The sequence below is a fragment of the Bradyrhizobium sp. UFLA06-06 genome, from assembly GCF_054820065.1.
In genome coordinates, this window is sequence record NZ_JADFUD010000026.1 from 26,166 (window position 1) to 45,189 (window position 19,024).

Sequence of the window (19,024 nt, forward strand, 5' to 3'; positions counted from 1 at the left end):
ACTTTTCCGGATCATGCTCTAGCGGCTGGCCACGCTTCACCACAATTCGCGGCCTTCATTGCGCGGCCATGGTACCGGACATCGGAACCCAGCGCTCGCCGTCGAAACGCTGCGGCCGCAGCGACGTGATCAGGCGATAATCATCCGGGCTGGTGTTGACGGTGATGCCCGGGATCAGGCCCGGCAGCGCCAGGTTTTTCAGCGCGGTGGCCTGCTTCATGATGTTCTGCCGGGACAGATCATCGCCGCAGGCCTCGATGACCTTGGTCATGAGAACAGCGACGTTCCATCCGGTGAAGTTGAGCTGATCCTCGATATCGCCCTCGGGATAGTATTTTTTCATGAAGGCCAACCATTCCAGATAGGCGGGATCGTTGGCCCATTCGGGATCGCCGACCGACTTGGTCGGCGTCGCCGAGATCGCTCCCCTGGCGTTGTCGAGGCCGGCAGGCTTGAGGATCGTCGGCACGAAGTTGCTGCCGATCGGGAGGAACTGCTGCGCGCGCCAGCCGAGCTCGCCCGCCTTGCGGATCGCCTGCGATGTGAATTTGCCGGTCGACGCATTGAGAAAGACGTTGGCATTGGTGCTCGCCAGCGCCACGATCTGCGAATCGACCGTGGGCGACGTGACTTCGTAGGGCGACGCCGCGACAATCTCGGCCTTGGGATCGAGGCGGGCCAGTTCGGCCTTGAAGCTGCGGAGATATTCGCGGCCGTAGTCGTCGTTCTGGTACAACACGGCGACGCGCGCACCGGGCGTGTGCTCGGCCACCAGCCGCGCATAGATCGCAGCCTCGGTGCTGAACAACGTCATCCCCGAGATCGTGTAGGGACTGGTCTTCGGGTCGGCAAAGCGTTCGCTGGCCGCGAACACGAACAGCTGAGGGATCTTCTTGGCGTTGAGATATTTCTGCACCGCGGCGTTCTGCGCCGTTCCCATGCTGCCGAAGATCGCGACCGCCTCGTCATTCTCGATCAGCCTGCGCGTCTGCTCCACCGCCTTCGGCGGGCTGTAGCCGTCGTCGAGCGAGATCAGCTTGATCTTGTGGCCATTGATGCCGCCGCGATCGTTGATCATCTGGAAGTAGCGGGTCTGCACCTTGCCGACCGCGCTCAGGGCCGACGCCGGCCCGCTATAGGGCATGGTCTGGCCAAGGATCAATTCGGTCTCTGCAGCGCCGGCCGAGCCGCAGGCCGCGACCAAGGCCGCGGATATGACAGCGCGAAGTCCGCGCATGTGCTCCTCCCCTGTTTCTTACCCGGAATATTCTTCCTAGGAAGATAATTGTCAACCCTCGACGAAGAGCGGCAAATGGCCGCTCCGCGGAGCGATGCGCTTGTGTAAGGCAATCGCAAGAACTTGCGAGGCGACACGCCAATTCGACGGTGTTAGATTGCTGCGATGCATGGTGCCGGCGCCCTTGGCGCAGGACGAAGGGGACTGGAAGGGAATGAAGAAGAGCAGCGTGTCACGCCGCGCCGAAGCTGCGATCAAGCAGCCGCCTACGCCCGACAGCACCCTTTACGACGACATCGAGGCGGCCTGGCTCGCGCAGCGCCCCGACCTCGATCTTGCCGCGGCCTGCACCTTGCTACGGCTGGAGCGCGTCAACCAGCTGCACGAAATGCGCCTGCAGGACATAGCGAAGGCCGTCGGCCTGCAAACCGGCGAGCTCTACGTCCTGCTGGCGCTCCGGCGCTCGGGCAAGCCGTACGAGTTGCGCCCGACCGACCTGTTCCGCGCCCTCCTCGTCACGTCGGGTGCCATGACCAAGCGCGTGGCCCGGCTCCAGGAAGGCGGCTTCGTCCTGCGCGTTTCGGCCAGCGACGACGGCCGTTCGGAACTGGTCCGTCTCACCGCCAAGGGTCTTGCAACCGCCGACCGCGGCATTGCCGAGGTGGCGAGGGTTGTCGAGGGCGTGACCGAGGCGAGCGGACTGACCAAGGCGGAGCTCGCCATGCTGGACCGCTGCCTGCGCAAGCTGCTCGCGGTCAGAGCCGTGAAAGCACCGAAGAAATCCGGCCGGCTTGCGGCGGCGGATTAGCCCTGCCGCCGGCAACTTCATGCGACAGCCTTGTTACCGGCCTTCAGCAGCGACTTGAGATCGCATGAGCTGTCTGCTGCCTGCTCCGGCGTCGGCGAAATGCCCGCCGCGATCAGCCGCCGCGCCACCATCTGGTCGCCGGGATGGTTGATGCTGTCGACTGCGACGAGCTTGCCCTGCCGGTAGTTGAACACAGAGAACCGGCCGGCTTCGATCGCGCCGCGGATCACGATCCGGTCGCTGCGCGCCGAGTGCCCGACGATCTGAAGCTTGAGATCGTGTTGATCCGACCAGAACCGCGGCACGCTGTCATAGGGCTCATGGCTTTCCGCGATCGCAAGCCCCGCGGACCGTCCCTGATCCTGCGCGTGCTGAACCGACTCCAGCCTGATCCATCCGCCCGCGAAGCGGCTGTAGTGATTGGCGCAGTCGCCGGCGGCGTAGATGCCCGGGCATGCCGTCCGGCCGTGCTCATCCACCACAATGCCATTGACGCAATCGAGCCCCGCGGCAACGGCGAGCTCATCATTGGCGATGCCGCCAATGCCGACCACGACGAGATCGGCGCCGAGACGCACGCCTCCGTTCAGCTCGACCGCCGCAACCCGTCCGCCATCACCAATCATTGCCGAGACGGCCGTGCCGAACTTCACCCTAACGCCCGCTCGAACGTGACGATCGAGCAGGACGCGCGACACCACCGGAGAGACCGCCCGCTCGAGCAACCGCGACGCGGCCTCGATCACCGTCACCTTCTTGCCGAGCCTGGCCGCCGAGGACGCCACCTCGAGCCCGATGAAGCCGCCGCCGACGATCGCGATCTCGCTGGCCTCGCCGAGCCGCGCCTTGAGCTCGACCGCGTCGGCGATCGACCTGAGATAACAGACCCCGTCGAGTTCGGCGCCGCGGACCGCGATCCTGCGCGCGCGCGAGCCGGTGGCAATGACGAGGCGCTCGAAGTCGAGGACCGCGCCGCCGGCCAACACGACCCGGCCGGCACTGCGATCGATCCCGACAACGCGGTTGCCAAGACACAGCTCGATCCTGTTGTCGGAGAAAATAGCCTCGTCGTGCATCAGGAGACCCTGCGCGCTGATCTCGTCGAGCAGGAAATCCTTTGACAGCGGCGGCCGCTGATACGGCAGCGCGATCTCATCGGCGATCACGGTCACCGGCTCGGCATAGCCGGCTGCACGCGCGGTAAGGGCTGCCTGAATGCCGGCATAGGAGGCGCCGATGACGACGAGGCCGCTCACGGCTTGACGTCCGCACCGCCATCACCGGCAGTTTCCAGGGCAGCGCCGCCGTCGAGTTGCACATAGACCTCGCCGTCGCGGATCTCGACCTTGAACGCCTCGATATCCCTGTAGCCGCTCGACCGGCATTTGCCGTCGCGGACATCGAACATCGCGCCGTGCAGCGGGCATTCGATCACATGCCCTTCGAGGAACCCTGTCGACAACAGCGCGAACGCGTGCGAGCAGACGTCGTCGGTTGCGAAGATGTCGTCGTCGATCTTGTAGAGCGCAACGCGCCGGTCGCCGACCCTGAAGCCCAGCGGCTCCCCTTCCGACAGTTTTGCGGCGGCGCATAGATGGTGCCAGATCATGAGGTGAATCCCCTGCGCTGAAGCTGAGACAGGGGGCGCGGGCACGCTGCCCGCGCCCCGCGCGTACGATCGGATCAGCGGGGAATCTGCCGCCAGTCCTCGGCAGCGGAGGCGAGCCGGCCGCCGACCGCGCGGATGTCCTTGTAGGACATGGACTCGCTCTGGCCGCTTTTCGGTGCCTTGCCGTTCATGAAGCCGCGCACCTCGTCGAGCAACTGGCGGCGCACCCTGACAATCGCCTGGTCCGCCGAGCAGAGATATTCCTGCGAACGGTCGACGATCGGCCCCATGCTGACCATGACAACGAAATCCTCGATGACGATCTCATGGAAGCCGGTGCTGTTGCCGGCATCCATGATCTGGCGGTTCTGCCCCCAATTATTGCTTTGATCGCCCGGCAGGCCGCCGGCCATCGGCCACTGGTTGGAGCGCTGCACCTTGCGCCAGGAATCCACCGGCTTCTCGGGATTGTAGAAGATGTACCACTGGATCAGGTTCTCGTCGTCGATCGGCACCGCGATGATCGCGGTGCGATCCTGCTGCGGTCCGGAGAAGATCGGCGCGATCAGGCCATAGTAGGGCATCACGAACTCGGTGACGCGGGCAAGGCACGACCCATCCGGCGCGGTGCGCAGCGCCGCGGCACGGAAGCCATAGGACTTCTTATCGAACTCGTAAGCGACTTCGGTGTTGACGCGGGTCGCGCCGAAGTCGCTCGACGAGGTCGCGGTCCAGCTCTGGTGCAACAGCGCGACGTGCGAGGAATCGATGGTGGCCTCTACGCCTTGCAGCCAGTTCGCATTGAGCTCGATGCCGGCCGCGTAAACCTGATCCGGCGGCAGATCCATCCACTCGAAGTCGGGCGCGGGCGGCGCCGCACCCTCGCCGAGCCAGACCCAGATCAGCCCGGCGCCTTCGCGCACCGGATAGGCTTTCCCTTTCACGGTCTTGGCGAATTCCTTTGGATTGTTCGGCTCGTTGGGAACGTCGAGCACCTCGCCCTGTGCACTGATCTTCCAGCCGTGAAACAGGCAGGTCAGCGAACAGTCGTCGACCCGCGCCAGCGCCAGCGACGCGCCGCGGTGCGGACAGGCCTCGTCGAGGAAACCGACCGAACCGTCCTTGCCCCTGAACGCCACGAAGTTGCGGCCGAACAGCTTGACACGAACCGGCGCCTCTCCCTTGCGGACACGCACCGAGAGAACGGCCGGCAGCCAATAATGCTGCCGCAGCATCCGTCCCATCGGCGCATCACCCGTGACGCGGCACAGCAATTCGTTCTCTTCCCTCGTGACCATCGCGAAACCTCCCTGATTGACGCCTTTGCCGTTTTGGGCCTATTATCTTCCCAGGAAGATTATTGTCAAGTTATCTTCCAAGGAAGCCATGTTGGGAGACATCATGACCAAGGGACGCCTCAAGGATCGCATCGCGCTGGTGACGGGAGGGAGCCGCGGGGTCGGCAAGGGCGTGGCGATCGGCCTTGCCGAGGCCGGCGCGACGGTGATCGTCACGGCCCGGACGCGCAACAGCGGCGGATCGGAATGGCCGGGTTCGCTCGACGAGACCATCGCCGCGATCGACGAGGCCGGCGGCCGCGGCATCGGCCTGCTATGCGATCATTCCGACGATGATTCGGTGAAGCAGATCTTCGACCTGATCCGGCGCGACCACGGCCGGCTCGACGTGCTCGTCAACAATGTGTTCGCGGCGCCGAATGTGATGCCGGTGAATGTCCCGTTCTGGCAGGTGCCGGCCTCGCTATGGGACACCATGCATCGCGTCGGCCTGCGCTCGCATTTCATCGCAAGCCAGTTCGCCGTCCCGCTGATGCTGCCGCAAGCGCGCGGCCTGATCGTCAATACCTCGTCGGGCGGCGGCGTCAGATACACGTTCAACGTTCCGTTCGGCGTGCAGAAATCAGGCGTCGACCGGATGGCGCGCGACATGGCGCATGAGCTGCAGCCGTTCGGCATTGCCGCCGTCTCGATCTGGCCCGGCTACATCAAGAGCGAGAAGCTTGCGGCGCAGCCCGATCGCGTCCCGCCGGCGCTCGCCAAACTGATTTCAGAGCGCGGCGAGACGCCGGTGTTCGCCGGACGCGCGGTGGCGGCACTCGCCAGCGATCCCGACGTGATGGCCAAGAGCGGCCAGATCGTGCTCGCCTCGGAGCTGGCGGCCGAATACGGCTTCACCGATGTCGACGGCAAGGTCCCGCCCCCGCCGAGCCGAGATCCCGCACCGCTCGCCGTGTTCAAGCCAGGCGTCACGACGTGAGATCGGCCCGGGAGGCGACCACGCATCGCGCGGTCGCTGCGCGCGGAGACACCGGATTTCGCTAGACGTCGAAGAACACCGTCTCGTTGTCGCCCTGCAGATGGACGTCGAAGGTGTAGGCGTTGCCGACGCCGGCCTTGCGTCTGGCGATCAGCGTCGGGCGGCGATCGGCCGGCACCAGCGCCAGCGTGGAATCAGCGGCGTTGCCGGCTTCGTCCTCGAAATAGATCCGGGTGTAGAGATGCAACAGCATGCCGCGCGCGAACACCGCGAGCAGAATATGCGGCGCCTGCGGCTTGCCGTCGGCATCCGGCACTGAGCCCGGCTTGATGGTGTCGAAGGCGTAGGCGCCGTTCTTGTCGGTGCCGCAACGGCCAAAGCCCTTGAAGCTCGAATTCGGCAACGCGCGCGCATCCTGCGGATCGGAGAAGCGGCCCTGCGCGTCGGCCTGCCAGATCTCCAGCATGCAGTCCGGGATCACGGCGCCGTCGCCGTCATAGACCTTGCCCTCGACGCGGATGCGCTCGCCAGACACATCTGATGTCAGCAGGTTGCTGGTGAAGGCGTCATTCCATTCGTATTCGCCGTTCGGCGTCAGGCCATACTTGAAGTATGGGCCGACGGTCTGCGAGGGCGTGATTCCATCAGGACGCGGGTTCGACACGTTACTTGGTCTCCATCGGCGTGGCATTGCGTCCGCGCAGCACGATATCGAAGCGATAGCACAGCGCCCATTCCGGCTTGGTGTTGTCGAGATCGAATGAGGAGATCATCCGCGCCCGCGCCTTCGCATCGGTCACCGAGTTGAAGATCGGGTCGAACGGAAACAGGGGGTCGCCGGGAAAGTACATCTGCGTGACGAGCCGCGAGACGAAGGCGTGGCCGAACACCGAGAAGTGGATATGCGCGGGCCGCCAGGCATTGTGGTGATTACCCCAGGGATAGGCGCCCGGCTTGATGGTGATGAACTTGTAATAGCCCTTGGCATCGGATTGCGTGCGGCCGGCGCCGGTGAAGTTCGGATCGAGCGGCGCCGGATGCTGGTCGACGACGTGGATATAGCGGCCGCAGGCATTGGCCTGCCACAGCTCGACCAGCGCGTTGGGCACGCCGCGGCCGTCCTCGTCGAGCACGTAACCATGCACGATGATGCGCTCGCCAAGCGGCTCGCCCTTGGCCTGGATGGTGAGATCGTTGTCGTGCGCGCGCACGGTCTCATGACCATAGACCGGCCCGGTCAGTTCCGAGAGCGTGTGCCGCATCGGGATCAGCGGCTTCTGCGGCGAGCGCTTCACGGTGGAGCGATAATCCGGCGACAGCCGCGCCGGATGGGCCGCAAGCGATTGCAGCGGGTACAACAAGGTCATGGCGAATTCCTCCGCGGCCCACGCGCCCGGTGGGCTCACGTCAGATCATTATAATGCATAACCAAATTGGGGAAGGGCTGTTTTCAGCCCCTCCAAGCCATTGGCTTAATTCAGCTTTTCGATCGCGACCGCAACGCCCTGACCGACCCCGACGCACATAGTTGCCAAGGCAAGCTTCCCGCCCCGCTTCTCCATGCCGTGCACGGCGGTTAGGACCAGCCGCGCGCCGCTCATGCCGAGCGGGTGGCCGAGCGCGATCGCGCCGCCATGCGGATTGACGAAATCGGCGTCTTCCTTGACGCCGAGCTGGCGCAGGCAGGCGATGCCCTGCGAGGCGAAGGCCTCGTTGAGCTCGATCAGATCGAAGTCCGACACCTTGATGCCGAGACGCTCGACCAGTTTCTTGGTCGCCGGCACCGGACCGATGCCCATGATGCGCGGCGGCACCGCGGCCGAGGCAAGGCCGAGGATTTTTGCGCGCGGCGTCAGGCCGTGCTTCTTCACCGCGGCTTCGGAAGCGAGGATCATCGCGGCGGCGCCGTCATTGACGCCGGACGCATTGCCCGCGGTCACCGTGCCCGGATTGCGCACGATCGGCTTCAGCTTGGCGAGCCCTTCGAGTGTGGTCTCCGGACGCGGATGCTCGTCCTTGTCGACGGTGATCGGGCCGGCCTTGCCGCCGGGCACCTGGATCGGAATGATCTCCTCGGCGAAATAGCCCGACGCGATCGCCGCGCCCGCGCGCTGCTGCGAGCGGATCGCCATCGCATCCTGATCGGCGCGCGACACCTGGAATTCCTCGGCGACGTTCTCGCCGGTCTCAGGCATCGCATCGACGCCGTACTGCGCCTTCATCAGCGGATTGATGAAGCGCCAGCCGATCGTGGTGTCGTAGATCTCGGACGAGCGCGAGAAGGCTTCCGCGGCCTTGCCCATCACGAACGGCGCACGCGTCATCGATTCGACGCCGCCCGCAATCGCGAAATCGATCTCGCCGGCGCGGATGGCGCGGCCCGCGGCGCCGACCGCATCGAGGCCGGAGGCGCAGAGCCGGTTCAGGGTCTGGCCGGGAACCGACTCCGGCATGCCGGCGAGCAACAGCGCCATGCGCGCGACGTTGCGGTTGTCTTCGCCGGCCTGGTTGGCGCAGCCGAAATACACCTCGTCGACCTCGTTCCAATTGAGTGTCGGGTGTTTGGCCATCAGCGCCTTGATCGGGGCCGCGGCGAGATCGTCGGCGCGCACCTTGGCGAGCGAGCCGCCGAAACGGCCGATCGGGGTCCGGACGGCATCGCAAATGAACACATCACGCATTGAATCTCTCCCTGAATGCCGCGACTTAGGCGCTGGATCGGCTGGAACTTGAGATCGGTTTTAGGAGCGTGCCCGCGACAGGTCAATTGACGTGGCTGCGTGGCATCAGCGCATTCCCGTGAGGCCTCGTCATATTTCAGGCCGTGGAGAGGGTGGAAAACCCCCTCCTCGCGGATAGGACCGCGCGACGAAATTTTGTAGTTTCCGCCACCTCATGACCATTCAGCAGCCGATCCCCGTTCCGCCCGAGCCCGCTCCCGCCGCCGAGGCGCCGTCGCGCGTCACGCCGATGATGGAACAGTATCTGGAAATCAAGGCCGCTCATCCCGGCCTGCTGCTGTTCTACCGGATGGGCGACTTCTATGAGTTGTTCTTCGAGGATGCCGAGATCGCCTCCAGGACGCTCGGCATCGTGCTGACCAAGCGCGGCAAGCATCAGGGCATGGACATCCCGATGTGCGGCGTGCCGGTCGAGCGCTCCGAGGATTACCTGCATCGCCTGATCGGCGCCGGGCATCGCGTCGCGGTGTGCGAGCAGACGGAAAATCCCGCGGAGGCCAAAGCCCGCGGCAACAAGAGCGTGGTCCGCCGCGGCGTGGTGCGGCTGGTGACGCCGGGCACGCTGACCGAAGACACGCTGCTCGACGCCCGCACCAACAATTACCTGATCGCGATCGCGCGCGCCCGCGGCTCGGCCGGCGCCGACCGGCTCGGGCTCGCCTGGATCGACATCTCGACCTCCGAATTCATGGTGACGGAGTGCACGACCGCGGAGCTCGCGGCGACGCTGGCGCGCATCAATCCGAACGAGGCCATCGTCACCGATGCGCTCTACAGCGACAGCGAGCTGGCGCCGACCATGCGCGAGCTGCCCTCGGTGACGCCGCTGACCCGCGACGTGTTCGACAGCGCCACCGCCGAGCGGCGGCTGTGCGACTATTTCGCGGTCGCGACCATGGACGGCCTGTCGGCGATGTCGCGGCTGGAAGCGACCGCCGCCGCCGCGGCCGTCACCTATATCGACCGCACCCAGGTCGGCAAGCGTCCGCCGCTGTCGCCGCCGGCGCGTGAGGCCGCCGGAACCACGATGGCGATCGACCCGGCGACCCGCGCCAACCTCGAACTGACGCGCACGCTGGCCGGCGAGCGCCGCGGCTCGCTGCTCGATGCGATCGACTGCACCGTCACCGCGGCGGGCTCGCGCCTCTTGGCGCAGCGCCTTGCCGCGCCGCTGACCGATGTCGCCGTGATCGCGCGGCGGCTCGATGCCGTCTCGGCCTTCGTCGCGGATTCCTCGGCGCGCGAGGACATCAGGACCGTGCTGCGCGCGGCGCCCGACATGTCGCGCGCGCTGGCGCGGCTCTCGGTTGGCCGCGGCGGCCCGCGCGATCTCGCCAGCCTGCGCGACGGCATCCTCGCCGCCGACCAGGCGCTGGAGCTGCTGGCGCAGCTGTCCAATCCGCCGGCCGAGGTCTCCACCGTGATGGCGGCCTTGCAGCGTCCCTCGCGCGATCTGGCGCAGGAATTTTCCCGCGCGCTCTCCGAACAGCTGCCGCTAATCAAGCGCGATGGCGGTTTCGTCCGCGAGGGCTATGAGGCCGCGCTCGACGAAAGCCGCAATTTGCGCGATGTCTCGCGCCTCGTCGTCGCTGCGATGCAGGCGCGCTACGCCGAGGACACCGGCATCAAGACGCTGAAGATCCGGCACAACAACGTGCTGGGCTATTTCGTCGAGGTCACCGCGCAGCACGGCGACAAGCTGTTCGCGCCGCCGCTGAATGCGACCTTCATCCATCGCCAGACGCTGGCCGGGCAGATCCGCTTTACCACGTCGGAACTCGGCGAGACCGAAGCCAAGATCGCCAATGCCGGCGAGCGCGCGCTCAATCTCGAGCTCGAAATCTTCGAGCGGCTCAGCGCAATAGCGCTCGCGGCGAGCGACGATCTGCGCAATGCCGCGCATGCCTTTGCGACGCTCGACGTCGCGACGTCATTGGCCAAACTTGCGATCGACGACAATTACGTGCGGCCCGACGTCGACGGCTCGCTCGGCTTTGCGATCGAGAGCGGACGGCATCCGGTGGTCGAGCAGGCACTGAAGCGCGACGGCCAGCCGTTCATCGCCAATGCCTGCGATCTCTCCCCGGCGCCCGCACAAAAATCCGGCCAGCTCTGGCTGATCACCGGTCCGAACATGGCGGGTAAGTCGACCTTCCTGCGGCAGAACGCGCTGATCGCGCTGCTGGCACAGATCGGCTCCTATGTGCCGGCGTCGCGCGCGCGGCTTGGCATCGTCGACCGGCTGTTCTCGCGGGTCGGCGCCGCCGACGATCTGGCGCGGGGACGCTCGACCTTCATGGTCGAGATGGTCGAGACCGCCGTGATCCTGAACCAGGCGAGCGAACGGTCGCTGGTGATCCTCGACGAGATCGGCCGCGGCACCGCGACCTTCGACGGCCTGTCGATCGCCTGGGCCGCGATCGAGCACCTGCATGAGAGCAACCGCTGCCGCACGCTGTTCGCGACGCATTATCACGAGCTGACCGCGCTCTCGGCGAAACTGCCGCGGATGTTCAACGCCACGGTGCGGGTCAAGGAATGGCAGGGCGACGTCGTGTTCCTGCACGAAGTGCTGCCCGGCTCCGCCGACCGCTCCTACGGCATCCAGGTCGCAAAACTCGCCGGCCTGCCACCGGCCGTGATCACGCGCGCCAAATCGGTGCTGGCAAAGCTTGAAGCCCAGGACCGCGGCCAGACCGCGCGCGCTTTGGTCGACGATCTGCCGCTGTTCGCCGTGCCCTCCCGCGCCGCCAGCGAGGACAAACCGCCGAGCGAAGCCGATCTGCTGGTCGAGGCGGTGAAGGCGCTGCATCCCGACGAGATGTCGCCGCGCGAGGCGCTGGACGCGCTGTATGCGCTAAGGGCGAAGCTGCCGAAGGGATAGCCCCGTAGCCCGGATGCAGCGAAGCGAAATCCGGGCTACGCAGTACCGAAGGGATACACGCTGCCGTAGGATGGGTAGAGCGAAGCGAAACCCATCAATCGTTGTATGGCGAAGCATGATGGGTTTCGCTGCGCTCTACCCATCCTACGCTTTCTGCGCCAGCCGCTTCCTCCGCCCGATCCGCCACAGCACCAGATTCCAGACGATGCAGGTGGCGAGCGCGCAGCAGAGGCCGATTGGCGAGCCGAAGTGCAGCACCGCGACGTGCAGCACCGCAACCCCGAGGCCAAAGCCCATCAGGCCCCAGGCGCTGTTGGCGAGCACGGCGGCGGTGGCGGGGCCGCCGATGCGCGGATGCAGGATCAGCATCATCGAGGAGAATACGATCGGAAACAGCGCCATCACGCCGGTGACGCGCGGGCCGACCCAGCCTGACGCCGTGACCACGGTGCCGACCAGGCTTGCGACCAGCGCGGCGCGCAGCGGAATATCATACCAGCGCCGCGCGATCAGCGGCATTTTCACGACGTGCCGATAGGGCCGGAGCAGCGGTATGCAGATCGCAAAGGTGATGGCATTGGCGATCAGCCCGGCGGCGAGCGACCACTCGAACTGGCGGATGATGGTGGCGAGCACCAGCCACACCGCAATCGCGCTGCCCGCGCTGATCCACATGCTGAAGCGCTGCGCCAGCACGGCGTAGGTCAGGCCCATATAGATCGTGGCGGCGTTGACCGGCAGGCTCGCCAGCGCGCCCTCGGCGATGAAGGCGGCGTCATGGTCGAGCGCGAGGAAGGTGTAAGACGGCCCGGCCGAGATCGGCAGGGTTGCGATCAGCGCGCCGATCACCGGTCCCGAACGCTCCGTGATGATGGACGCGCTGACCACGAATGCGGCCGCAACCGCCATGCGCAGCACGAGGATCAGGACGAAGTGGAGTTCGGGGGACATTCAGTGTCGTCCCGGCGAAGGCCGGGACCCATAGCCACGACTATTCGTTGGGTACGAAAGTCGTCGAACGGCGGAGTATCAATCGATGGGACACGGCGTATGGGCCCCGGCTTTCGCCGGGGGCGACGCGCTACACCCGCTGCATCGTCACCGACACCTTCGGGCCATTCTTGATGGTCTGATAGACCACGCAATAGCGCTCGGTGAGTTTCAGCAAGAGGTCGAGCTTGTCCTGCGGCGCATCGGTGCCGATCTCGAAGCGGAGGCGGATTTCGCGGAAGCCGACCGGGGTCTCCTTGTCGACGCCGAGCGTGCCGCGGAAATCGAGATCGCCTTCGGCGAGGACGTTGCCGACCTTCAGCGGCACCTCGACGGCGGTCGCAACCGACTTCAGCGTGACACCGGCACAGGCGACCAGCGCTTCCAGCAGCATGTCGCCGGAGCAAAGCTCGAGCCCGGAGCCGCCGGTAGCGGGGTGGAGGCCAGCGATCGCGAGCGCACGGCCGGTCTCGACCTTGCAGGCGATGCTCTCATTGTCGATCGAGCCCTTGGCCTTCAGCGTGATCACGGCGGCCTGGGGGTCGGTCTTGTAGCGCTCCTTGATCGGAGCCTGCATTGCGCGGAGTTCGGCGGAGTCCATGGGTCTGCTCCCGGCTATTCTTCTTTATGCCGATGTAAGGCCTTAACGCGCGGATGTCACCACCACATCGCCTCGCCGGCGCTCGATTTGTCCGTGACGTCCCGCACCGAACGGTCGAGCGAGCGGTCGAGCGCGGTCAGCACGCGGCGCTTGAAGGTGTCGAACAGCTCCGATTTGCGGTCGCGCGGCCGCGCCAAATTGATGGTGATCTCCTCGAACAGCCGGCCCGGCCGCGGCCGCATCACCAGCACGCGGTCGGCCAGCACCACGGCCTCGTCGACGTCGTGGGTGACCAGGATCAGGGTCGGCCGGGTGTCGGCCCACAGATCGAGCAGATGATCCTGCAGATCGCGCCGCGTGAAGGCATCGAGCGCCGAGAACGGCTCGTCGAGCAGCAGCACTTCGGGCTGCGGCACCAGTGCGCGGGCGATCGCGACCCGCTGCGCCTGGCCGCCGGACAGTTCGCGCGGCCAGGCCGCGGCCTTGTCGGCAAGGCCGACGCGGGCGAGCGCCGCCGCGACGCGCGCGCGCCTCGCCTCGACCGGAAGGTCGGCGAGGCCGAACCCGATATTGTCGGCGACGCTGAGCCAGGGCAGCAGCCGCGGCTCCTGGAAGATGATCCCGATCTTGGCGTGCGGCGAGGTGATCACCGCATTGTCGAGCGTCACGCTGCCCGTGCTGGCACGATCGAGGCCGGCGATGGCGCGCAGCAGCGTCGACTTGCCGCAACCGGAGCCGCCGATGATCGCGATGATCTCGCCGGGCGCAATCTCGGCCGAGAAGCGTTCCAGCGCGTGGACGCCGTTCGGATAGGTCTTGCCAACTTCCTTCAGCGCCAGCATCACTGCCCTCCCCGGGCGCCGAACGCGTCCTGCCAGCGCAGCAGCGGCGCGGCCACGACCTCGATCAGCCAGTCGGTGGTCTTGCCGAGGACCGCGAAGATCACGATCGCGGCGAGGATCTGCGCCGGCTTGCCGAGCTGCTGGCCGTCGAGCAGAAGGTAGCCGAGGCCTTCGGAGGCGCCGATCAGTTCGGCCGCGACCACGAACATCCACCCCAAACCAAGCCCGACCCGCAGCGCCACCACATAGGCCGGCAGCACGGCGGGCAACAGGATGCGACGGATCATCGCCGGTCCGGAGAGGCGGAACACGCGGCCAACCTCGACCACCTTGCGATCGACCGAGAGGATGGCGCCCATCACGCCGAGATAGATCGGAAAGAACACGCCGACCGCGATCAGCGCGACCTTCGAGGTCTCGAAAATGCCGAGCCAGAGCACGAACAACGGGACCCAGGCGAGCGAGGGGATCGCGCGCAAGGCCTGCACCGTCGGGTCAAGCAGCCGCTTGGCGAAATCCCAGTAGCCGGAGATCGCACCCATGATAGTGCCGGCGACAACGCCGAGCGCAAAGCCCGCGCCGACGCGCCACAGCGTCGCGAGGATGTGGCGCGACAGCTCGCCGCTCCTGGCGAGCTCCACGATGGTTTCGAACACCTTCGACGGCGGCGGCACCAGGCGGCCGTTGGAATAGCCGAGAAAGACGACGAGTTCCCAGCCCAGCGCCAGCGCGACCGGCAGCACGAGCCCGAGCACCGGGCGCGCATGGCGCGACCACCGCGCAGGCGCACTAGGCGGGGCCGTCTGTTCCAGCGCGGGCAGGTCAACGGTCATGGCCATAGCAAGAACTATTCTTCCGGCGGGATTGCAAGGTGGCGCCCGCCCAACTCCATCCACGTCGTCCCGGCTTTCGCCGGGACGACGTGGTTAGTTTGACGGCGGTGGTTAGTTGGTCGGCAGCGGGACCTGATCGTCGATCAAGGAATCCAGCGCGGCCTTGACGTCGGTCTTGGCGTCGATCACTCCGGCCTGCTGCAAGGCGAGGCCGGCGGCGAGGATCGATTCGCGCTGGGGGCTACCGATCCGGCTGTGGGTCAGCTCGGTGCGCTCCTTGAGCTGCTTGTCGACCACGGCATCCGGCAGCTTGGTCACCGCGATGAAGGTCTTCTTCAGCTCGTCATAGTTGGCCAGCGAATATTTCCGCGCTTCCTCGTAAGTCGCGAGCACGCGGCGGACGATATCCGGATGCGCCTTCAGGAATTCCTCGCGGACATTGAGGATGCCCCAGGTGTTGGCTTCCGCCTTGCGGTAGAATAGTTTTGCCCCGTCCTCGACCTCCGCCTGCGCCATCATCGGATCGAGGCCGGCCCAGGCGTCGACGTCGCCGCGGATCAGCGCGGTCTTGCCGTCGGCGTGCTGCAACAGCACCGGCGTGATGTCCCTTTCGGTGAGGCCGGCGCCGAGCAGCGCACGAACCAGGAAGATGTGCGGATCGGTGCCACGCGTCACCGCGACGCGCTTGCCCTTGAGATCGGCGACGGACGCGATCTTGGAATCCCTGGTCGTGACCAGTGCGGTCCATTCGGGACGCGAATAGACATAGATCGACTTGATCGGGTTGCCGTTGATCTTCGCGACCAGCGCGGCCGAGCCCGCGGTCGAGCCGAGATCGATCGAACCGGCGTTGAGGAATTCGAGCGCCTTGTTGGAGCCGGCCGACTGCACCCAGACGATGTTGATGCCGTCCCTGGCGAACTCCTTTTCCAGGAGGCCCTTCTGCTTCAGGACCATCGACACCGGATTGTAGGTCGCCCAGTCGATCCGGATCTCCTTCAGCGCGTCGGCGGCGCGCGCCGCGCCGGGCAGCAAGGTCGAGACCGCGAGCAGCGCTGCGAACGTGCGCCGGGAAAATTTTTGCATTCGTCGACCCCCTCGATCAGATTATGAAACAATCTTTTATTTCAATGAGTTAGCCTTGCGGTCAACGAGAAAATCTCTACCCTTTACGGGATGGCGCGAGAACGATCTTGCTCAAAGCGTCGTGGAGAGAGCATGGAGCCGCTGTCCTTATACTTTGGTCAGTGACAGCAACAGCTCTGTCCGATATCGGATGAACCTATGGACAGCGTCGTAGCCGAGGCCCGCCCTGAAGCGGATGATCGTTTCGAGACCGTTCGGATCACCGCGGCGGTCAATGCACTTGCCGAACAGCACGCCGGCCGCGAGGACCAGTTCCGCGCCGCGATGGCGCAGCTGCTCAAGGCCGAGCTGATCGCGGCACGCGCCACGGCGCAGGCGCTGCTGCTGAAGGACCGTCACGGCCGCCGCTGCGCCGAACGGCTCTGCTTCGTGCAGGACGAGATCATCCGCATCCTCTACGCGGCGGCGACCCGTCATCTCTACCACTCGCCGATCCCCTCGGGCGCCGAACGCATGGCCGTGGTGGCGACCGGCGGCTATGGCCGCGGGCTGATGGCGCCGGAATCCGACATCGATCTGTTGTTCATCCTGCCCTACAAGCAGACCGCCTGGGGCGAACAGGTTGCCGAAGCCATTCTCTATTGCCTCTGGGACATGGGGCTGAAGGTCGGTCACGCCACGCGCTCGGTCGATGAATCGATCCGTCAGGCGCGCGGCGACATGACGATCCGCACCGCGATCCTGGAAACGAGGTTCCTGACCGGCGACCAGCCGCTTTATGATGAGCTGGTCGAGCGCTTCGACAAGGAAGTGGTGCAGGGCACCGCGTCGGAATTCGTCACCGCCAAGCTCGCCGAGCGCGAGGAGCGGCACCGCCGCGCCGGCCAGTCGCGCTATCTGGTCGAGCCCAACGTCAAGGACGGCAAGGGCGGCCTGCGCGACCTGCATACGCTGTTCTGGATCGCCAAATACGTCTACCGCGTGCGCGAGACCGACGAGCTGCTGGAACGCGGCGTGTTCGACGCGCAGGAATACCGCACCTTCCGCCGCTGCGCCGACTTCCTGTGGTCGGTGCGCTGCAATCTGCACTTCTTCGCCGGACGCGCCGAGGAACGGCTGTCGTTCGACATGCAGCGCGAGATCGCGGTCCGCCTCGGCTACACCTCGCATCCCGGCATGCAGGACGTCGAGCGCTTTATGAAGCACTACTTCCTGATCGCCAAGGACGTCGGCGACCTCACCGCGATCCTGTGCGCCAAGCTCGAGGAAGAGCACAACAAGCCGGCACCGGTGCTGAGCCGGATGGTGGCGCGGCTGCGGCCCGGCACCAAGCGGCGGCGGGTCAACGGCAGCGACGACTTCATCGTCGACAACAACCGCATCAACCTCGCGGCACCCGACGTGTTCAAGCACGATCCGGTCAATCTGATCCGGATCTTCCGCCTCGCGCAGCAGAACAACCTCGCCTTCCACCCCGATGCGATGCGCACGGTGACGCGCTCGCTCAAGCTGATCAACACCCAGCTGCGCGAGAACGACGAAGCCAACCGCCTGTTCATGGAGATCCTGACCTCCGACAACGCGGAGATCGTGCTGCGGCGGATGAACGAGACCGGCGTGCTCGGCCACTTCATCCGCGCCTTCGGCAAGATCGTGTCGATGATGCAGTTCAACATGTATCACCACTACACGGTGGACGAGCATCTGCTCCGCTGCATCGGCTTCCTGCAGGACATCGAGCGCGGCGGCAACGAGGAATTCACGGTCGCCAGCGACCTGTTCCGCAAGATCCGCCCCGAGCACCGCCCGGTGATCTATATCGCCACGCTCTTGCACGACATCGCCAAGGGCCGGCCGGAAGACCATTCGATCGCCGGCGCCAAGGTGGCGCGGCGGCTGTGCCCGCGGCTCGGCTTCTCGGCGGCCGACACCGAGCTGGTGGCGTGGTTGATCGAGGAGCATTTGACGATGTCGACGGTGGCGCAATCGCGCGACCTGTCGGACCGCAAGACGATCGAGAATTTCGCCGCCGTGGTGCAGTCGGTCGAGCAGATGAAGCTGCTGACGATCCTGACCACCGCCGACATCCGTGGCGTCGGCCCGGGCGTGTGGAACGGCTGGAAGGCGCAGCTGTTGCGAACGCTGTATTACGAGACCGAACCGGTGCTGACCGGCGGCTTCTCCGAGGTCAACCGCGCCCAGCGCATCGCGGTGGCGCAAGCCGAATTCCGCCGCGCCTTCACCGAATGGCCGGAGGCCGAGCTCAACGCCTATATCGGCCGGCATTACCCCGCCTACTGGCTCAAGGTCGAGCTGCCGCGCAAGATCCGCCAGGCCCGCTTCATCCGCGCCAGCGAGCAGGCCGGCCACAAGCTCGCGATCAATGTCGGCTTCGACGAGGTCCGCGCCGTCACCGAGCTGACGATCCTGGCGACCGACCATCCCTGGCTGTTGTCGATCATCGCCGGCGCCTGCGCCTCTGCCGGCGCCAACATCGTCGACGCCCAGATCTACACCACGACCGACGGCCGCGCGCTCGACACCATCTCGATCTCGCGCGAATACGACCGCGACGAAGACGAGGGCCGCCGCGCGACGCGGATCGGCGAGATGATCGAGCATGTGCTGGAAGGCAAGCTGCGGCTGCCCGAGGCGGTGGCGAAGCGGGCGGTGCGCAGCAAGGCGCGGCCGTTCATCGTCGAGCCCGAAGTGACCATCAACAACCAGTGGTCCGACCGCTACACCGTGATCGAGGTCTCCGGGCTCGACCGGCCCGGCCTGCTCTACCAGCTCACCACCGCGATCTCGAAGCTCAACCTCAACATCGCCTCGGCGCATGTCGCGACCTTCGGCGAACGCGCCCGCGACGTGTTCTATGTCACCGACCTGCTCGGCGCCCAGATCACGGCGCCGACCCGGCAGGCCGCGATCAAGAGCGCGCTGCTGCATCTGCTGGCGAGCGAGGACCAGGCGGCGAAGCCGGCGGCGTAGATCAAGGCGTAGGGGGGGCGTGCAACACCGTCATCCTGAGGAGGCCGCGCAGCGGCCGTCTCGAAGGATCGACGGCCACGTTCTTTCCGCAAGAGAGTGGGAGTGTGCCGAAGCGACCGGGCCGT

General features: G+C 66.0%; 16 protein-coding genes. 4 read left to right on the plus strand and 12 right to left on the minus strand.

The window, feature by feature from the left end; translation table 11 throughout:
• Window positions 1-55: 55 nt before the first annotated feature.
• Window positions 56-1,237 carry an ABC transporter substrate-binding protein gene (locus tag IF803_RS22370; RefSeq protein WP_461193489.1) on the minus strand — a complete coding sequence of 394 codons (1,182 nt, stop codon included), beginning with the start codon at window positions 1,235-1,237 and terminating at the stop codon, window positions 56-58.
• 214 nt (window positions 1,238-1,451) lie between these two features.
• On the opposite strand from IF803_RS22370, the gene IF803_RS22375 reads away from it, so the two are divergent.
• Entirely contained in the window at window positions 1,452-2,045 is a 594-nt protein-coding gene (locus tag IF803_RS22375) for a MarR family winged helix-turn-helix transcriptional regulator (RefSeq protein WP_461193490.1), read from the plus strand.
• 17 nt (window positions 2,046-2,062) lie between these two features.
• Here the strand turns inward: IF803_RS22375 and IF803_RS22380 are convergent, their stop codons facing one another.
• The 3 genes from IF803_RS22380 to IF803_RS22390 form a co-directional block, all read right to left on the minus strand.
• Complete coding sequence (locus tag IF803_RS22380) at window positions 2,063-3,301, minus strand: NAD(P)/FAD-dependent oxidoreductase (RefSeq protein WP_461193491.1); 1,239 nt, start codon at window positions 3,299-3,301, stop codon at window positions 2,063-2,065.
• Window positions 3,298-3,654, minus strand: a complete 357-nt coding sequence (locus tag IF803_RS22385) for a non-heme iron oxygenase ferredoxin subunit (RefSeq protein WP_461193492.1) — start codon at window positions 3,652-3,654, stop codon at window positions 3,298-3,300. Before IF803_RS22385 ends, IF803_RS22380 begins: the two co-directional genes overlap by 4 nt.
• A 74-nt stretch (window positions 3,655-3,728) precedes the next feature.
• A complete protein-coding gene (locus IF803_RS22390) occupies window positions 3,729-4,952 on the minus strand; it encodes a Rieske 2Fe-2S domain-containing protein (RefSeq protein ID WP_461193493.1) in 1,224 nt (407 codons plus the stop codon).
• 103 nt (window positions 4,953-5,055) lie between these two features.
• Between IF803_RS22390 and IF803_RS22395 the strand changes: the two genes are divergently transcribed.
• Window positions 5,056-5,931, plus strand: a complete 876-nt coding sequence (locus IF803_RS22395) for an SDR family NAD(P)-dependent oxidoreductase (RefSeq protein WP_461193494.1) — start codon at window positions 5,056-5,058, stop codon at window positions 5,929-5,931.
• A gap of 61 nt (window positions 5,932-5,992) precedes the next feature.
• Here IF803_RS22395 and pcaG read toward each other — a convergent pair whose 3' ends face one another.
• The 3 genes from pcaG to pcaF all read right to left on the minus strand — a co-directional run bounded on the left by pcaG (window position 5,993) and on the right by pcaF (window position 8,612).
• Window positions 5,993-6,595: a protocatechuate 3,4-dioxygenase subunit alpha gene (gene pcaG, locus IF803_RS22400; protein WP_461193495.1), complete on the minus strand. Its 603-nt coding sequence runs from the start codon at window positions 6,593-6,595 to the stop codon at window positions 5,993-5,995.
• 1 nt (window position 6,596) lies between these two features.
• Window positions 6,597-7,298 (minus strand): protocatechuate 3,4-dioxygenase subunit beta, encoded by a 702-nt coding sequence (gene pcaH / locus IF803_RS22405; RefSeq protein WP_461193496.1) that lies wholly within the window; start codon window positions 7,296-7,298, stop codon window positions 6,597-6,599.
• A gap of 105 nt (window positions 7,299-7,403) precedes the next feature.
• Window positions 7,404-8,612 (minus strand): 3-oxoadipyl-CoA thiolase, encoded by a 1,209-nt coding sequence (pcaF, locus tag IF803_RS22410; RefSeq protein ID WP_028341487.1) that lies wholly within the window; start codon window positions 8,610-8,612, stop codon window positions 7,404-7,406.
• Window positions 8,613-8,826: 214 nt separating this feature from the next.
• Here pcaF and mutS point away from each other — a divergent pair, with 214 nt between their 5' ends.
• Window positions 8,827-11,556 (plus strand): DNA mismatch repair protein MutS, encoded by a 2,730-nt coding sequence (gene mutS, locus IF803_RS22415; protein WP_461193497.1) that lies wholly within the window; start codon window positions 8,827-8,829, stop codon window positions 11,554-11,556.
• A 144-nt stretch (window positions 11,557-11,700) separates the two neighbouring features.
• Here mutS and IF803_RS22420 read toward each other — a convergent pair whose 3' ends face one another.
• The 5 genes from IF803_RS22420 to IF803_RS22440 all read right to left on the minus strand — a co-directional run bounded on the left by IF803_RS22420 (window position 11,701) and on the right by IF803_RS22440 (window position 15,908).
• Window positions 11,701-12,507, minus strand: a complete 807-nt coding sequence (locus IF803_RS22420) for a hypothetical protein (protein WP_461193498.1) — start codon at window positions 12,505-12,507, stop codon at window positions 11,701-11,703.
• Window positions 12,508-12,637: 130 nt separating this feature from the next.
• Complete coding sequence (locus IF803_RS22425) at window positions 12,638-13,147, minus strand: OsmC family protein (RefSeq protein WP_304497784.1); 510 nt, start codon at window positions 13,145-13,147, stop codon at window positions 12,638-12,640.
• A 56-nt stretch (window positions 13,148-13,203) separates the two neighbouring features.
• The gene (locus IF803_RS22430) at window positions 13,204-13,989 is read right to left on the minus strand and encodes an ABC transporter ATP-binding protein (protein ID WP_461193499.1); all 786 of its coding nucleotides are present in this window, start codon (window positions 13,987-13,989) and stop codon (window positions 13,204-13,206) included.
• Window positions 13,989-14,822 carry an ABC transporter permease gene (locus IF803_RS22435; protein ID WP_461193523.1) on the minus strand — a complete coding sequence of 278 codons (834 nt, stop codon included), beginning with the start codon at window positions 14,820-14,822 and terminating at the stop codon, window positions 13,989-13,991. The genes IF803_RS22430 and IF803_RS22435 overlap by 1 nt, the downstream gene beginning before the upstream one ends.
• Before the next feature lie 111 nt (window positions 14,823-14,933).
• Window positions 14,934-15,908 carry an aliphatic sulfonate ABC transporter substrate-binding protein gene (locus IF803_RS22440; RefSeq protein WP_461193500.1) on the minus strand — a complete coding sequence of 325 codons (975 nt, stop codon included), beginning with the start codon at window positions 15,906-15,908 and terminating at the stop codon, window positions 14,934-14,936.
• 198 nt (window positions 15,909-16,106) lie between these two features.
• Here IF803_RS22440 and IF803_RS22445 point away from each other — a divergent pair, with 198 nt between their 5' ends.
• Entirely contained in the window at window positions 16,107-18,899 is a 2,793-nt protein-coding gene (locus IF803_RS22445; protein ID WP_038387638.1) for a [protein-PII] uridylyltransferase, read from the plus strand.
• The last annotated feature ends 125 nt before the right edge of the window (window positions 18,900-19,024 follow it).

Bases quoted from the DNA above. Each gene is read 5' to 3' on its own strand.
- IF803_RS22440 (WP_461193500.1), bottom strand. From the start codon at position 15,908: ATGCAAAAATTTTCCCGGCGCACGTTCGCAGCGCTGCTCGCGGTCTCG.
- IF803_RS22430 (WP_461193499.1), bottom strand. From the start codon at position 13,989: ATGCTGGCGCTGAAGGAAGTTGGCAAGACCTATCCGAACGGCGTCCAC.
- pcaF (WP_028341487.1), bottom strand. From the start codon at position 8,612: ATGCGTGATGTGTTCATTTGCGATGCCGTCCGGACCCCGATCGGCCGT.
- IF803_RS22375 (WP_461193490.1), top strand. From the start codon at position 1,452: ATGAAGAAGAGCAGCGTGTCACGCCGCGCCGAAGCTGCGATCAAGCAG.
- pcaH (WP_461193496.1), bottom strand. From the start codon at position 7,298: ATGACCTTGTTGTACCCGCTGCAATCGCTTGCGGCCCATCCGGCGCGG.
- IF803_RS22395 (WP_461193494.1), top strand. From the start codon at position 5,056: ATGACCAAGGGACGCCTCAAGGATCGCATCGCGCTGGTGACGGGAGGG.
- IF803_RS22445 (WP_038387638.1), top strand. From the start codon at position 16,107: ATGGACAGCGTCGTAGCCGAGGCCCGCCCTGAAGCGGATGATCGTTTC.
- IF803_RS22435 (WP_461193523.1), bottom strand. From the start codon at position 14,822: ATGACCGTTGACCTGCCCGCGCTGGAACAGACGGCCCCGCCTAGTGCG.
- IF803_RS22425 (WP_304497784.1), bottom strand. From the start codon at position 13,147: ATGGACTCCGCCGAACTCCGCGCAATGCAGGCTCCGATCAAGGAGCGC.
- mutS (WP_461193497.1), top strand. From the start codon at position 8,827: ATGACCATTCAGCAGCCGATCCCCGTTCCGCCCGAGCCCGCTCCCGCC.
- IF803_RS22370 (WP_461193489.1), bottom strand. From the start codon at position 1,237: ATGCGCGGACTTCGCGCTGTCATATCCGCGGCCTTGGTCGCGGCCTGC.
- IF803_RS22385 (WP_461193492.1), bottom strand. From the start codon at position 3,654: ATGATCTGGCACCATCTATGCGCCGCCGCAAAACTGTCGGAAGGGGAG.
- IF803_RS22390 (WP_461193493.1), bottom strand. From the start codon at position 4,952: ATGGTCACGAGGGAAGAGAACGAATTGCTGTGCCGCGTCACGGGTGAT.
- IF803_RS22420 (WP_461193498.1), bottom strand. From the start codon at position 12,507: ATGTCCCCCGAACTCCACTTCGTCCTGATCCTCGTGCTGCGCATGGCG.